The 15,454-nt window shown below is 73.9% G+C and carries 14 protein-coding genes; 9 read left to right on the top strand and 5 right to left on the bottom strand.

Going from position 1 to position 15,454, the window contains the following annotated elements:
• Positions 1-2 precede the first annotated feature (2 nt).
• The 3 genes from ACWDXC_RS33245 to ACWDXC_RS33255 are packed head-to-tail and all read left to right on the top strand — an operon-like array spanning position 3 to position 3,106.
• The gene (locus ACWDXC_RS33245) at positions 3-764 is read left to right on the top strand and encodes an ABC transporter permease (protein ID WP_449988589.1); all 762 of its coding nucleotides are present in this window, start codon (positions 3-5) and stop codon (positions 762-764) included.
• Positions 765-774: 10 nt separating this feature from the next.
• A complete protein-coding gene (locus ACWDXC_RS33250; RefSeq protein ID WP_449988592.1) occupies positions 775-1,905 on the top strand; it encodes a cytochrome P450 in 1,131 nt (376 codons plus the stop codon).
• Positions 1,906-1,960: 55 nt separating this feature from the next.
• Entirely contained in the window at positions 1,961-3,106 is a 1,146-nt protein-coding gene (locus ACWDXC_RS33255; protein WP_449988594.1) for a DUF418 domain-containing protein, read from the top strand.
• Between the two features lie 88 nt (positions 3,107-3,194).
• On the opposite strand, the gene ACWDXC_RS33260 is transcribed toward ACWDXC_RS33255, so the two are convergent.
• Positions 3,195-3,638 carry a hypothetical protein gene (locus tag ACWDXC_RS33260; protein ID WP_449988596.1) on the bottom strand — a complete coding sequence of 148 codons (444 nt, stop codon included), beginning with the start codon at positions 3,636-3,638 and terminating at the stop codon, positions 3,195-3,197.
• A gap of 139 nt (positions 3,639-3,777) precedes the next feature.
• Positions 3,778-3,981, bottom strand: a complete 204-nt coding sequence (locus tag ACWDXC_RS33265) for a hypothetical protein (protein WP_449988599.1) — start codon at positions 3,979-3,981, stop codon at positions 3,778-3,780.
• A 158-nt stretch (positions 3,982-4,139) separates the two neighbouring features.
• On the opposite strand from ACWDXC_RS33265, the gene ACWDXC_RS33270 reads away from it, so the two are divergent.
• From ACWDXC_RS33270 to ACWDXC_RS33285, 4 genes are all read left to right on the top strand, one after another.
• Positions 4,140-5,735 carry an FAD-dependent oxidoreductase gene (locus tag ACWDXC_RS33270; protein ID WP_449988601.1) on the top strand — a complete coding sequence of 532 codons (1,596 nt, stop codon included), beginning with the start codon at positions 4,140-4,142 and terminating at the stop codon, positions 5,733-5,735.
• A 20-nt stretch (positions 5,736-5,755) separates the two neighbouring features.
• Complete coding sequence (locus tag ACWDXC_RS33275) at positions 5,756-6,991, top strand: cytochrome P450 (RefSeq protein ID WP_449988604.1); 1,236 nt, start codon at positions 5,756-5,758, stop codon at positions 6,989-6,991.
• A gap of 44 nt (positions 6,992-7,035) precedes the next feature.
• A complete protein-coding gene (locus tag ACWDXC_RS33280; protein ID WP_449988607.1) occupies positions 7,036-7,638 on the top strand; it encodes a TetR/AcrR family transcriptional regulator in 603 nt (200 codons plus the stop codon).
• A 73-nt stretch (positions 7,639-7,711) separates the two neighbouring features.
• Positions 7,712-8,923 carry an MFS transporter gene (locus tag ACWDXC_RS33285; protein ID WP_449988610.1) on the top strand — a complete coding sequence of 404 codons (1,212 nt, stop codon included), beginning with the start codon at positions 7,712-7,714 and terminating at the stop codon, positions 8,921-8,923.
• 58 nt (positions 8,924-8,981) lie between these two features.
• On the opposite strand, the gene ACWDXC_RS33290 is transcribed toward ACWDXC_RS33285, so the two are convergent.
• Entirely contained in the window at positions 8,982-10,334 is a 1,353-nt protein-coding gene (locus tag ACWDXC_RS33290; RefSeq protein ID WP_449988613.1) for an MFS transporter, read from the bottom strand.
• A 113-nt stretch (positions 10,335-10,447) separates the two neighbouring features.
• Between ACWDXC_RS33290 and ACWDXC_RS33295 the strand changes: the two genes are divergently transcribed.
• Positions 10,448-13,084, top strand: a complete 2,637-nt coding sequence (locus ACWDXC_RS33295; RefSeq protein ID WP_449988616.1) for an ATP-binding protein — start codon at positions 10,448-10,450, stop codon at positions 13,082-13,084.
• Positions 13,085-13,109: 25 nt separating this feature from the next.
• On the opposite strand, the gene ACWDXC_RS33300 is transcribed toward ACWDXC_RS33295, so the two are convergent.
• Positions 13,110-13,550 carry a DUF3592 domain-containing protein gene (locus ACWDXC_RS33300; protein WP_449988720.1) on the bottom strand — a complete coding sequence of 147 codons (441 nt, stop codon included), beginning with the start codon at positions 13,548-13,550 and terminating at the stop codon, positions 13,110-13,112.
• Between the two features lie 69 nt (positions 13,551-13,619).
• Positions 13,620-14,516: an NAD(P)H-binding protein gene (locus tag ACWDXC_RS33305; protein ID WP_449988619.1), complete on the bottom strand. Its 897-nt coding sequence runs from the start codon at positions 14,514-14,516 to the stop codon at positions 13,620-13,622.
• 104 nt (positions 14,517-14,620) lie between these two features.
• Between ACWDXC_RS33305 and ACWDXC_RS33310 the strand changes: the two genes are divergently transcribed.
• Positions 14,621-15,445, top strand: a complete 825-nt coding sequence (locus tag ACWDXC_RS33310) for an alpha/beta fold hydrolase (protein WP_449988622.1) — start codon at positions 14,621-14,623, stop codon at positions 15,443-15,445.
• Positions 15,446-15,454 lie beyond the last annotated feature (9 nt).

Consider the following 15,454-nt stretch of genomic DNA (forward strand, 5'->3'; position numbering starts at 1 on the left):
CCATGAGCAAGCACTTCTTCGGCGACACCGCCGTCCTGCTGGGGCGCTCGCTGCGCCACATCGCGCGCAGCCCCGACACCATCATCACGACCGCGATCATGCCGATCGCCATGATGCTGATGTTCGTGTACGTGTTCGGCGGCGCGATCAGGACCGGCTCGGGCTCGTACGTCAACTACATGCTGCCCGGCATCCTGCTCATCACCGTCGCCTCGGGCATCGCCTACACCGCCTACCGGCTGTTCATGGACATGCAGGGCGGCATCTTCGAACGCTTCCAGTCGATGCCCACCGCGCGCTCGTCGGTGCTGTGGGCGCACGTGCTGACCTCGCTGGTCGCCAACCTGATCTCACTCGCGGTCGTGATGCTGGTGGCCCTGCTGATGGGCTTCCGCTCGGGGGCGGGAGTCCTGGCGTGGCTGGCGGTGGCCGGGATCCTGGTCCTGTTCACGCTGGCGCTGACCTGGATCGCCGTCATCCCGGGCCTGTCGGCCAGGACGATGGAGGGCGCGAGCGCGTTCTCCTACCCGCTGATCTTCCTGCCGTTCCTCAGCTCGGCGTTCGTGCCCACCGACACCATGCCGGGACCGGTGCGCTGGTTCGCCGAGAACCAGCCGGTCACCTCCGTCGTCAACGCCGTCCGCGCCCTGTTCGCCGGCCAGCCGGTCGGCACCGACCTGTGGGTGGCCCTGGCCTGGTGCGCCGGCATCCTCGTCGTCGCCTACGGCTTCGCCATGCGCACCTACCGCCGCAAGATCTCCTGAAGGAGCCGTCATGACCGAACACGCCCTGCCGGCGCTGCCGACCGAGCGCCGGCCCGGCTGCCCCTTCGACCCGCCCCAGGAGCTCGTCGAGGCGCGCGAGCAGAGCCCGATCAGCCGCCTGCCCTTCGCCGACGGGCACCAGGGCCTGCTGGTCACCGGCCACGACCTGGCCCGCTCGATCCTGGCCGACCCGCGCTTCAGCTCCCGCAAGGAGCTCATGAAGCACCACCCGACGATCGACTACGGCGACATCGAGGTCCCGCCCGCGCCGCCCGGCGAGTTCCTGCTGATGGACGAGCCGAGGCACAGCCGCTACCGCAAGCCGCTGGTCGGCAGGTTCACCGTCCGCCGGATGCGGCTGCTCACCGAGCGGGTACAGCAGATCACCGCCGAGCACCTGGACGCCATGGAGCAGGCCGGGCCGCCCGCCGACCTGGTGACCGCCTTCGCCAAGCCCATCCCCGCGATCATGATCTGCGAGTTGCTCGGGGTCCCGTACGAGGACCGCGGCTCCTTCCAGGACGACATCGACACGTTCATGAACGGGGAGACCAGCGACGAGGACCTGATCGCGGCCTACACCGCCGTCCAGGACTACCTCGCCGCCCTGGTGGCCGCCAAGCGCGCCCACCCCACCGACGACGTGCTCAGCGACCTGCTCGACAGTGACCTGACCGACGAGGAAGTGCGCGGGATGGCCCTGATCCTGCTGGCCGCCGGGCTCGACACCACCGCCAACATGCTCGCCCTGGGCACGTTCGCGCTGCTGGAGCACCCGGAGCAGCTCGCCGCGCTGCGCGCCGACCCCGCGCTCGCCGGCCCCGCCGTGGAGGAGCTGCTGCGCTACCTCAGCGTGGCCAAGCAGTTCGTGCGGGTCGCGCTGGAGGACGTAGAGCTGGGCGGCCACGCGATCAAGGCCGGGACGACGGTCATCCTGTCCCTCGGCACCGCCAACCGCGACCCCGAGCGCTTCCCCGACCCGCACAGGCTCGACCTGGTCGAGCTGCGCGTCGCGCTCCCGGCCCTGGTCCAGCGCTTCCCCACGCTGCGCCTGGCCGTGCCCGCCGGACAGGTCGACCTGCGCCCGGAGATCGCCGACATCTACGGCGTCAAGAGCCTGCCCGTCACCTGGGACGCCTGACCGCCGGCCGGACGACGCCGCGGTTCCCTTTCCTCCCCTCTCTCTGGAGTGACCCATGCCCACCGTCCCTTCGGGCAGCGTGCGGGCGCCGTCCCCGGCGCGAGCCCGCGCGCTCGCCCCGGACCTGGCGCGCGGCTTCATGCTGTTGCTGATCGCGCTGGCGCACGCGCCGGTCTTCATCAGCCACGCCGACCTCGGCCCGGCGGCGCTCAACGCCTTCGGCCGGTTCCTCAAGGTCTTCGCCGCCGACAACCTGGCGCGCTCGATGTTCGTGTTCCTGTTCGGCTACGGGCTCGGCCAGCTCGCCGCCGGCCGGTTCGCCAAGGGCGACGACTGGCTCTCGGTCCGCAAGCTGCTGCGCCGCCGGGGGTTCTGGCTGCTGGTCATCGGCTTCCTGCACGCGACGCTGCTGGTGCCGCTCGACATCGTCTCCACCTACGGCCTGGCGCTGCTGATCATGGCGCCGATCATGCGGGCCCGTGACTCGGTCCTGCTCTGGACCTCGGCGATCTCCCTGGTGCCCATGACGGGCCTGCTGGCCTGGCAGACCGTCCGGGCGCACGCCGCCGAGGTCGCCGGCCACCCCGAGACGCTGCCGTCGATGATGAAGGACGACTTCCCCAGCCAGGTGCTCCTGCACCTGCTGGTGTGGGCGGGGAAGGCTCCGGGGGTGGTCCTGCTCGTGGTGCCCGGCATCACGATCGGCATCTGGGCCGCCAGGCGCCGGATCCTCGACGACCCCGAGCGGCACGTGGCCCTGCTCCGCCGCGTCACCTTCACCTTCCTCGCCCTGGCCGTCGCCGGCCGGTTGCCGATGGCGCTGATCTCGGCGGGCGTCTGGAAGACGGACGCGACCTGGCTGCCCGCGATCGCGCACACGTTCACCGGTCACACCGGCGGCATCGCCCTGGCCGCCGCCGTCGCCCTGGCCGCCGTCAGGATCGGCGGCGCCCACGGCCCGGTCACGACCGCGCTGGCGGCGCTCGGCCGGCGCTCGCTGACCTTCTACCTCTTCCAGTCCGTCGTGTTCGTCGCCCTGTTCTACCCGTTCACGCTGGACCTGGCCGGCGACCTGGGCACCGCCGCCGTCATCGCCGTCGGCGTGGCGGTCTGGCTGGTCTCGATCGTGCTGGCCGACTGGATGCGCCGCATCGGCCACCGGGGCCCGTTCGAGATCGCCCTACGCCGGCTGTCCCGCTGATCCCCGCGGGCCGTCCGCACCCGGCCTGCTCGCCCCGGGAGGTGCGGGAGGTGTTCTCCCGCTACGCCTCCGGCAGGGCGGCCTGGCGTCACACGTGAAGCTCCGCGGCGAAGCCGAGGACGGCGGCGGCCCTGGTCAGGTCCAGCGGGACCGTGCGCCCGGGCAGCCGGCGGCGGAGCTCGGCCGTGGGGTGGAACCTGCGGAGCAGCTCCTCGGTGGGGTGGGAGACCAGGGTTTGCGGCGCGGCCACGGTGATGACGTGGAAGCCGTCCGGGCCGAGGCCGGCCAGGCACGCCCGCGCCGCGTCACGGGTCTCCAGGTAGGCCCACAGGCCGGGCGCGTGCAGGCCGGGGTCCAGCTCGCACCTTCGCGCGAAGTCGAGCAGGCGCTCGTCGAAGCCGCCGACGTACGGCAGGCGCAGGACGACCACCGACATGCCGAAGCGCCGCGCCATCGTCCGGGCGGTCAGCTCGTCGACCTGTTTCGACAGCGCGTAGGGGTCCTCGGACTGTGACGGCTGCTCCTCGTCCACCGGGACGTACGGCGGGTGGAGGGTGCTCGGCCGGCTGCCGCTTGGGGGTGGGGATCGCCGCGAGGTGGACGACGGCGTCGGCGCCGTCGAGCGCGCGGCACACCCCCGACGGCGCCTTCACCAACTGGTGATCTCGCCTCTACCCGGCCCTGCGGGCGCGGACGAGCACGAAGGTCGCGAGCCCGGCAGCCAGGAGGACCAGCGCCAGAACGGCGAGACCCTGCCCGCCGAGCACGTAGGCGGCGAGGGTGGCGACGCTCCAGAGCGTCACCCCGGCGACGCCGAGCGCCAGCGCCGCGATCCCGACGACCACGGGCGAGGGTGACGGGCTTCTGCGTGTCATGCCCCCATCATCCCCGGGCGGGGGCGGGGGCGGGGACGGCAAAGAGACGGGAAGGAACGGGGCCGGGCGGGCTACGGCCCGAGCGGGGCGGGGTAGGCCCTCACAGGCCGGGCCGCCACCGAGGAGCGGGGCGCGTGCCCGCTCAACGGGGAGTGCCTGTGAGAGTCGTCGTCGACCTGACGCGCTGCCAGGGATACGGGCAGTGCGCCTTCCTCGCGCCGGACGTCTTCAGCATGCGCGAAGAGGCGCTCCTGTACGACCTCGACCCCGGCGACGAACAGCGCGAGCACGTGCTGCGGGCGGCGGCCGCCTGCCCGGTCCAGGCCATCCATCTCGACTGGACCGAGACGTACGCCGCCCAGGGACGGTCCCGGCCGTCCGGCCGGAAGATGACCGACGGCCGCATCGTCATCGTCGGCGCGTCGCTGGCCGGGGCCAGGGCCGCGGGGGTGCTCAGGCGGGAGGGGTTCGCCGGTTCGCTCACGGTGATCGGCGACGAGCGGCAGGAGCCGTACGACCGGCCGCCCCTGTCCAAGCAGGTGCTCACCGGCCAGGTCGCGCCCGGCCACACGATGCTGCCCCACCTGCGCGAGGTCGACGCCGAATGGCTGTGGGGCACCCCGGCGGCCGGGCTCGACGTGGCCGGCAAGCAGGTGCGGCTGGCCGACGGCCGCGAGATCGGCTTCGACCGGGTGCTGCTGGCCACGGGCACCCGGGCCCGGCCCTGGCCGGACGAGGCGGAGGCCGCGCTGGAGGGCGTTTACACGCTGCGCACCACGGCCGACGCCGAGCGGCTGCGCGCCGCGCTGGCCGCCCGGCCCGGCCGGGTGCTCGTGCTCGGCGCCGGGTTCACCGGCAGCGAGATCGCCTCCGTCTGCCGCGAGCTGGACCTGCCGGTGACGGTCGTCGAACGCGGCCCCGCCCCGCTGGTCAACGCGCTCGGCGGCGTGATCGGCGACGTGGCGGCCGCGTTGCAGCGCGAGCACGGCGTGGACCTGCGGTGCGGCACGACGGTGACGGCGCTGGAAGGCGACGGGCAGGGCCGGTTGCGCGGGGCCCGCCTGTCCGACGGCAGCACCGTCGAGGCGGACGTGGCCGTCGTCGCGCTCGGCTCGATCCGCAACGTCGAGTGGCTGCGCGACTCCGGCCTGGCCGCCGGGGTGTGGGGGGTGGCCTGCGACGCGGGCTGCCGCGCCGTGGACACCAACGGCCTGGTCACCGACGACGTGTTCGTCGCCGGCGACATCGCCCGCTTCCCGCACCCGCTCTACGACTACCAGTTCATGACGCTGGAGCACTGGGGCAACGCGGTCGCCCAGGCGGAGATCGCCGCCCACAACATGGTCAGCGACCAGGCGCACCGGTGGCCGCACCTGTCGGTGCCGGTGTTCTGGTCCACCCAGTTCGGCGTCAACATCAAGTCGGTCGGCGTGCCGACGTTCGCCGACGAGGTCGTCATCACGCAGGGCTCTGTCGCCGCGCGCCGCTTCGCCGCCGTCTACGGCTACCGGGGCCGCGTCACCGCGGCGGTGACGTTCGACCAGGGGCTGTGGCTGGAGTTCTACCAGCGGCTGATCGAGTCGGCGGCGCCGTTCCCGCCGGAGTTCCGCCACGTCGACCAGGACGGCGACGGCGGGCCGGTGCCCGCGCGGGTGCCCGAACGGCTGGTCGCCACGGCGGGGGCCACCGTGGTGGTGACCGGCCACGACCCGGCCGAGCGCCGCGCCTCGCTGCTGCACGCGCCGCAGAGCTGATCGCCCCGGCAGGAGAAGACATGACCACGACCTCGTCCAGCGCCTTCGAGCGGATCCTCGACCCCTCGGGCCGCGCCGACCCCTATCCGCTGTTCGGCGAGCTGCGCCGCACTCCGGTCGCGCGCCAGCCCGACGGCACGTACGTCGTCAGCACGTACCGCGAGATCGTCGCGCTGCTGCACGACCCGAGGGTCAGCTCCGACCGCCGCAACCTCGGCGGCCCGGACGCGGACCCGGGCGCGAGCGGGAAGGAGGACGGCGCGATCTCGTTCATCGGGCTGGACCCGCCCGCGCACGACCGGCTGCGGCGGCTGGCCATGCGCCACTTCGGGCCGCCGCACTCCCCCGGCGTCGTGGACGGGCTGCGGCCGGCGATGCTGGCCATCACCACGGAGCTGATCGACGGCATCGCCGGCAAGACGCGGGCCGACCTCGTGGACGAGGTCGCCTACCCGCTGCCCGTGGCGGTGATCTGCCGGCTGCTGGGCGTCCCGCAGGAGGACGAGCCGCAGTTCCACGCCTGGGCCGACCAGATCGTGGAAACGCTCGGACCGGGCGAGGAGGACCGCGCCGAGCGCGAGCGCGAACGCCTGGCCGTGGCGCGCGACCTGGAGCGCTATCTCGGCGGGCTGGCCGAGCAGCGCCGCCGCCAGCCGGGCGACGACATGCTGTCCGGGTTCGTCACCTACCGGGGGTCCGAGGGCGGCATGTCGCCCGAGGAGGTCGTCTCCACCGCCGTGCTGCTGCTCATCGCGGGCCACGAGACCACGATCAACCTCATCGCCAACGGCATGCTCACCTTCCTGCGCGATCCCGGCCTGCTCGACCGCCTGCGCGCCGATCCCGGCCTCATCGTCCCCGCCGTGGAGGAGCTCCTGCGGTACGAGCCGCCGGTGCAGCTGGTGTCCTCGCGGATCGCCCTGGACGACATCGTGATCGCCGGCACGACGATTCCCGCCGGATCGCCGATCGTGCTCGCCCTGGCGGCGGGCAGCCGCGACCCCGGCCACGTGGCCGACCCGGACCGCTTCGACCCGTGCCGTGCCCGCAACGAGCACCTGGGCTTCGGCGGCGGCGTCCACTACTGCTTCGGCGCGCCGCTGGCCAGGCTGGAGGCGCAGATCGTGCTGGCCGAGCTCGTCCGCAGGCTGCGCGGGCCGCGCCTGGTCGCCGACCCGCCGCCGTACCGCCCGAGCGCCGTGCTGCGCGGGCCGCGCCACCTGCTGGTCGACTACGAGGGCGTCGCTCCCGCCTGAACCGTTTTGGATTTCAGAGTCCATTACGTGTTAGGGTGTCCGTCATGGGCAGGCCACGGATGTTCGACGAGGTCAAGGTGCTCGACGCCGCGGCGGGCGAGTTCCGGGTGCACGGGTTCGCCGGCACGTCGACCGAGCAGGTGTGCGAGGCGGCGGGCGTGCGGCGCAGCAGCCTCTACAACACCTTCGTCTCCAAGGACGAGCTCTACGTCCGCGCGCTGGAGCGCTACGTCGAGGTGACGGGCGCACGGCAGGCCGCGATCCTCACCGACCAGGGCGCGACCGGCGCCGAGCGGCTGCGCAGGCTCGTCGACGTGGTGGTCGCCGAGGAGCACGACGCCGCCGCCAGGGGCCACGCGGCCGGGTGCATGGTCGTGCACGGCTTCATGGACCCCGGCCTGCGGGGGCGGGACGAGCGCGTCGCCCGCCTGCTCGACCGCGATCTGCGCGAGCGGCGCGCCCTGGTGGGCGAGGCGATCCGCGCCGGGCAGCTCGACGGCAGCATCTCCCCCGGCGTCGACCCCGACGACGGCGCGCTGCTGGTCAGCACCGTCATCTCCGGCCTGCGGGTCACCGCGCAGGCCGGCACGGACCCCGAGACCCTGCGGCGGATCGCGCTGGCCGGGCTGCACGCCCTCCTGGGCTGACCCGCCGCCTCGGCCCGCGGGGCGCTTCCGCATGCCCTCATTTTGGATTCTCAATCACAGAAAGCCCGATGACATGGCCCGAACGGTTCCCCTGGTCGTCTACGTCCTGGCCGCCGGCATCTTCGCGATGGTGACCAGCGAGTTCGCCGTCGCCGGCCTCATGCCCCAGCTCGCCGAGGGACTCGGCACCGGCATCGAGCGGATCGGCTACCTGGTGACGATCTTCGCCGCGGCGATGGCGGTCGGCGGGCCGGTCCTGACGATGGCGCTGCTGCGCGTCCCGCCGAGGACCGCGCTGCTGGTCGTCATCGCCGTCTTCCTCGCCGGCAACGTCCTGGCCGCGCTCGCGGCCTCGTACCCGGTCATGGTGGTCGCGCGGGTCGTCAGCGGGGTGGCCTCGCAGGCGTTCTTCGGCATCGCCGTGTCGATGTGCGCCCGCGTGGTCGGCGAGCGGATGCGCGGCCGGGCGGTCGGCGTGGCGATGAGCGGGCTCATGCTCGGCACGCTGCTCGGGCTGCCCCTGGCGACGTTCGTCGGCGGGCGGCTCGGCTGGCAGGCGGCCTTCTGGACCATCTCGGCGCTCACCGTGATCGCCGCGATCCTCACCGTCGCCTACGTCCGCGACCCCGCTCGGCCCGACGCCGCGGCGGCTCCGCCGGCGTCGCTGCGCGACGAGCTCGCCGTGCTGCGCCGGCCGCAGTTCCTGCTGGCGATCGTCTCCAGCACGCTGATCATCGGCGCGACGTTCTCCGCGTTCAGCTTCTTCACCCCCGTCCTGACCCGGGTCACCGGCTTCGGCGAGGGCACGGTCCCGCTGCTCCTGCTCGCCTACGGCGCCGCCACGCTCATCGGCAACGCGGTCGTCGGCCGGCTGGCCGACCGGCGCACCGTCGCCACGCTGCTGACCGGCACCGCGCTCAACGCGGTCTCCCTGGCGGGGCTGGCGCTCTTCACCGACGTCCCGGCCGCGGCGGTGGCGTTCGTGCTCGGCATCGGCCTGACCGGCGTGACCATGAACCCCGCGATGGCCGTGCGGGTGCAGCGAGCCGGCAGCACCGCGCCGCTGGTCAACACCGTGCACGCCTCGTTCATCACGCTCGGGGTCGTCCTCGGCTCCGCGATCGGCTCGGCGCTCATCCCCGGCCACGGGCTCCGCGCCCCGATCGTGCTGGGCGTCGTGCTGGCCGTCCTGGCGATCCTCACGATCCTGCCCGCGCTCGCCAGCCGCCACCTGCGTACCGGCGACCGCGACGAGGCCGCCGAACCGGCCCTCTCCCCCGTGTGACGGCCGGGCCGGGGGCGAGGAGGCCGGTACGTCCGCGGCGGCCGTCCGGGCCGACGGGCTACGGCGTGCGGGAGGGCAGGGCGACGGCGGCGAAGAGGCCGAGCGCGGTGCCGGCGGCGGCGGCGTACACCGCGGCCGGCATCCCCCACGCGGCCGAGACCGCGACCAGGACCGCCAGGCCGGTGGCGATGCCCACCTGGAAGGCGGTCGACGCCATCCCGCTCGCCGTGCCCTGCTCGTGATCGGCCACCCCCGTGCCGGTGGCGGCGAACATGGCGGGGAAGACGATGCCCATCCCCAGCCCGTAGACGACCACGCCGGGAAGCAGCGCGACGAAGCCGGCCTGGGCCCCCATCGAGGCGGCGAGCAGGACGTTCCCGGCCACCCCGGCGAGCAGTCCGACGATCAGCGTCGTACGGGTGCCGAAGCGGTGCATGAGCCGCTCGGAGCAGAAGTCCCCGGCGGCGATGACCAGCGACATCACCAGGAACGCCAGCCCGGCCTGGAGCGCGGTGTAGGCGAGCACGTCCTGGAAGTACAGCGTGAGGAAGAACATGACCGTGTTCATGGCCGCCCCGAAGGGGACGATCACCAGGATGCCCGCACTGAGGTTGCGGTTGGCCAGCAGGCGCAGCGGCATCAGCGGCGAGCGGCTGCGCGCCTCGATCGCCACGAACCCGGCCAGCGACAGCACGGCGAGCACTCCCGCCACGGCCACCGTCGTGGTGAGCCCGGCCTCACCGGCCTGGGCGATGGCGAACACCAGCAGCGTGGCCCCGGCCGTCCCGGTGATCGCCCCGGGGATGTCGAACGCGCCGCGCGCCTGCGGGCGGTCGGCGTCGAGCAGCGTGAACGCGCCGATCAGCGCGGCGCCCACCAGTGGGAGGTTCACCCAGAACACGGCCTGCCAGCCGAAGGCGTGGGTGAGCAGCCCGCCCAGCAGCGCGCCCAGGCTGAGCCCGCCGGCCCCGGCCAGCGCCCACCACATCAGCGCCCGGTTGCGCTGCCTGCCCTCGGCGAACACGGTGTTCACCAGCGACAGCGTGGCGGGGAAGACGAGCGCCGCGCCGATCCCCTGCAACACCCGGGCGACGATCAGTGGCGCCGGGGAGGAGGCCAGGCCGCCGAGGACCGAGGCCGCGCCGAACAGGATCAATCCGGCGTTCAGCGTCCTGCGCCGCCCGAGCAGGTCGGCCAGCCGCCCGCCCAGCAGCAGGAACCCGCCGTAGAAGACGGCATAGGCGCTGACCACCCACTGCAGGCCGTGCGCGGTGAACCCCGCGTCCTGCCCGATGTGCGGGAGCGCGACATAGATGATGGTGAAGTCCAGCGACGTGATCAGATTGGCGAACGCCAGGAGGGCGAGGGTCAGCCCGGCCAGCCGGCCCGGCCTGCTTTGCGTGACAGTCATGATCCCGACCGTAGGAACCACACCCCATCCCCCGAATCGGTAAAAATTACGGAATTGCGGTTGGCCGGGCAGGGTTACGTATGGGTACTGACACACCTACGGACGGAGGGCCGGTGCTGTACGGGCGGGCAGCCGAGCAGGAAGCCGTCGAGGCGCTCCTGACCGCCGCCGCGAGCAGGCGCAGCGGCGCCGTGGTGATCCGCGGCGAGGCCGGCATCGGCAAGTCGGCGCTCGCCGACTGGACCGCCTCCGCCGCCGCCGCGCGCGGCTTCCGCATCCTGCGCGTGACCGGCGTCGAGAGCGAGGCCGACCTGGCGTACGCGGGCCTCGTCCAGCTGCTGTGGCCCGTCCAGGAGCACATCGCCGCCCTCCCCCGGCCCCAGGCCGACGCGCTCCGCGCGGTGCTGGGCACCGGCGGCGCCACCGGCGTGGACCGCTTCCTCAACGCCCTGGCCGTGCTCACCCTCCTCACCGAGCTCGCCGACCGGCAGCCGGTGCTCTGCCTCGTCGACGACGCCCACTGGGTCGACCGCGCCACGACGGAGGCGCTGCTGTTCACCGCCCGGCGCCTGGCCGCGGAGGGCGTCGTCATGGTGTTCTCGGCCCGCACCGGCTCCTTCGACGCCGCCGGCCTCGCCGAACTCCACCTGTCACGCCTGAGCGACGCCGACGCGGCGCGGGTCCTCGCCGCGCGCAACCTCCCGGCGGCCCTGGCGGAACGGATCATCGCCGAATCGGGCGGCAACCCCCTCGCGCTCGTCGAGTTCGCCGCCTCGCCCGCCCCTCAGCCGGACCCCGCGGCCCCGCTGCCGGTCCCCGACCGGCTCACCGGCCTGTTCCACGCGCAGATCGCCGGCCTCCCCCAGCGCACCCGCACCATGCTGTCCGTGGCCGCCGCCGAGGGCCGCGGCCACCTGCCCACTCTCGCCACGGCCGGGCGAGCGCTCGGCGCGAGCCTGAGCGACCTCGACAAGGCCGACCGCGCCGGGCTGATCTGCATCACGACGGACCGGGTCGTCTTCCGCCACCCGATGATCCGCAACGCCGCCTACCACGCCCTCGCGCCCAGCCGCCGGCTCGCCGTCCACGCCGCCCTGGCCGCCGCGATCGACGACCCCGACCTGCGCGTACGCCACCTGTCCGCCGCCACCACCGAGCCGCACGAGCCGACCGCCGCCGACCTCGCCGCAGCCGCGAGCCGGGCGCACGCCCGGGGCGCGTACGCCTCGGCCGCCCACCTGTACGAGCGGGCCGCCCGGCTCACCCCCGACCCGCGCCGCCGCGCCGAACGCCGGGCGCGAGCCGCCGAACAGGCCCTCGCCGCGGGAGACACCGACCACGCCGAGACCCTCGCGGCCGACGCCGCCACCACGACGGCCGACGGCCCCCACCGGGCCCGCGTCGCCCGGGTCCGCGCCACGGTCGCCTTCGAACGCGAGAACCCCGGCCACGCGGCCCTCCTGCTCATCGACGGCGCCACCGGGGCCGAGCCGGAGCACGCGGCCGAGATGCTCCGGCTCGCCGCGGGCTACGGCTGGTTCTCCGGCGACCCCGCCACCGTCCACACCGCCGCCGCGCGCCTCGACGCCCTCGGCCTGCCCGACGACACGGCGACCGGCATGGCGCTGCTCATCGAGCAGGACTACCCGGCCGGCGTGCGCCGGCTCGAACGCCACGTACGGCGCACCCTCTCGGCAGGCGGCGACCCCGAGCGCATCCACGCCATCTACGCCGCCGCCCTGCTCGGCGACGACGACGCCGTCCTGGAGCTCACCGCGGCCGAGATCGAGAAGTACCGCAGGCAGGGGCTCATCGGCCGCCTGCCGAAGGTCCTGCAGAACCGGTGCACCGCCCTCTTCCGGGCCGGCCGCCCCCAGGACGCCGCCGCGGCCGCCGCCGAGGCCGTCACGATCGCCCGCGACACCGGCCTGCGCCGCCGCATCGACGAGATCGAGGTGGCGCTCGCCTGGATCGCCGCCGCCGAAGGCGACGAAGCCCGCTGCCGCGAGCTCGTCGCCGACGCCAACGACACCAGCCGCGTGGCCGCGGCCTGCGCCCTCAGCCTCCTCGACCTCGGCCTCGGCCGCGACGAGGCCGCCCTGCGGCGGCTCGAAGCCGCCCACACCGGGCCGGGCCACCACGTCACCGTGCTCACCACGTCCATGCCGGACCTCGTCGAAGCCGCCGTCCGGATCGGCGCCGCCGAACGGGCCGAGGAGCCGCTGCGCCGCTTCGAGGCGTGGGCCCACGCGAGCCGACAGCCCTGGGCCGAAGCCGTCGCGCTGCGCTGCCGCGCCCTGCTCACCGGCTCCCCCGACCTGTACGCCGACGCGCTGGCCCTGCACGCCAAGGGCGGCAGGCCGTTCGAGCGGGCCAGGACCGCCCTGCTGTACGGCGAGCGGCTCCGCCGCGACCGCCGCGCCGCCGAGGCGCGCGAGCACCTCACCACGGCGCTGCGGATCTTCGAGGAGCTGCGCGCCCGCCCCTGGGCCGAACGCAGCCGCGGCGAGCTGCGCGCCATCGGCGCCCCGGCCGCCCCCGCCCGGCCGGCCGCGCCCAACCCCCTGGACCGGCTGACCCCGCAGGAGCTGCAGGTCACCCGGCTGGCCGCGGAGGGCCACACCAGCAGGGAGATCGCCGCCCGGCTGTTCCTCAGCCGTCGGACCGTCGAACACCACCTCTACCGGGCCTACCCGAAGCTCGGCGTGACCTCCCGCCGCGAGCTGGCCCGGCTCAGCATCTTCGGCTGAACCCACCGGCCTAGAAACCACCGGTCTAGAAACCACCGCCGCCGAACGAGCTGAAGAACTCGGAGAAGACGGCGAAGAACGCCAGACCGGCGACGGCCGCCACGAGCCCGAGGACGATGCCCCCGTAGCCGCCGCCGACGGCGCCGGCGGGCGCGGCGTGCGTCGGGTCCTGCGGGTCGTACAGGACCTCGACCTCCCGGCCGACCCCCAGGTCCGACACCGCCCACGACTCGGTGGTCACCTCCCGCCCCTCCGCGGTCGTGAACGTCAGCACCGGCCGCCGGCTCGCCCGCAGATGCTCACCCCGCCCGGCGAACGTCGTCCGCACGTCGGCGACCACGCCCGGCACCCGCCGCGCCCCGCGCACGAACCGCCTGCCGTTCACGATCCCTCTGACCGACCCCCACGCGATCACCGCGCCGAAGGCCACGAACAGCAACGGAAAATACGCGAAGACCTGCTCCACCAAGGTTCCCCCTGAGCTCGACACACCCTGACAACGATCAACGACCCCGCGAAGTTCGCACGGCGCGGCTCAGCTGGTCAGACCGAGGGCGGGGCGCAGCTCGGCCCACGCCCACGCCCCGAGCGTCGTGTCGGTCGTCGTCACCGCGGTCCGCGGCTGCTCGGGCACGAAGCCGTCACGCAACCCGGTCGACATGCCCATCACGGCCTCCACCCGCGCCGGCGACAGCCCCGCGCCCGTCAGCGCCGCCCGCATGTCCTCGTCGGCCACCCGGCGGACCGTGACCGTACGCCCCACGACCTCCCCGACCACGGCCACCGCCTCCTCCCACGACAGGTCCCCCGGCCCGTGCACCGCCTGCACCCGCCGCCCCGACCAGTCACGGCTCAGCAGCAGCGACGCGCCCACCGCCGCGATGTCCGCCGGAGCCACCCACGCGAACGGCATACCGGTCGGCAGCAGCACGGACACCTCCCCCGCCCGGATGCCGTCGAGCTCGTACAGCAGATTGCTGTAGAAGAAGCCGCACCGCAGGTGGGTGACGGCCAGACCCGCCTCCCCCACGACGACGCGGTCCAGCGTCTCCTCCACCCGCGCCAGCCCGTCGATCTCCCCGGCGCCCTCCCGCAGCTCCGCCCCCACGCTGCTCTGCAGCACCGTACGCGGCACCCCGTTGCCGGCCACCGCGGCCGCCACGACCTCCCCCACCTCGGCGTACGCGGCCACCGGATCGTCGCCGTCATCCGGCGGCACGACCAGGAACAGCGCGTCCACGCCCCGCGTAGCCTGCGACACGGCCCCGGCGTCCCGCAGATCGACCTCACGCGCGTCGACGAGGTCACCCCAGGCCGCGCGCAGCCGCTCAGGATGACGGCTCAGCAGCCGGGGGCGGACCCCGGCACGGACCAGATGCCCGACCAGAAAACGACCGACGTTTCCGGCCGGTGCAGTAACAGCGATCTCCATACCGCCACCGTACGAACAGATCCGGCCGGATCCTGGCCGCAACTCACCCTCCGACCGGGGGACGGTTTGCCCCTGACGCTGGGTCAAGCTTTCAGCATGGTGGCATGACCGATGAGAAGCGGGCGAAGAGAGACGACACGACCATGCGGCACTTCACCATCCAGAACGACGGCGTCACGATCCCGGTGTCCCAAGGGGGCCGGGGACGGCCGCTGGTCCTGTGCCCCGGGCTGAACTCCACCCAGGCCGACCTGCGCGAGCTGGCCGAGCTGCTGCGACGCGACCACGAGGTGGTGACCTTCGACCTGCGCGGCCACGGCCTCGCCTCCGCCGCCGGCCGCTACTCCTTAGAGGCGTTCCTCGGCGATCTCGACGCGGTGATGGCGGAGCTGGGACGGCGCGGCCTGGCCGAGGCGCCCGTGCTGGCGGGCTATTCGCTGGGCGCCGACCTCGCCGTGCACTACGCCTGCGAGCGTCCCGGCGCCGTCGCCGGGCTCGTCCTCGTCGACGGGGCGAACCCGGTGCCGGAACCGTTCGTCACCGAGGCCCTGCTGCCGCAGTTCCGCGCCATGTGGGAGGGCCTGGCGGCCCAGCAGGAGGCCCTGCGGGGCACCGCGCGCCAGGTGCTGCTTACCGCCCGGGAGATCGCCGACGTGAACCTCGAGATCGACGTGATCCGGGCCGGGATCCTCGACCGGTACGGGAAGATCGACCGGCCCGTCACCATGATCATGTCGACCTCGATGGCCGGCGGCGACGGCGAGGGACCCGCGGCGGGCTTCAACCGGAACTGGCAGGCGGGCGTCGAACGGCTTGCCGGCGCGTACCCGCACATCACCACGACCTGGCTCGACGCCGACCACCAGCTGGTCTTCACCCATGCCCAGGAGATCGCCCGGATCATCGGCAGGGCGACGGCGAGCTTCTGAAGCGATTCT

The organism is Nonomuraea sp. NPDC003214 (assembly GCF_053590035.1).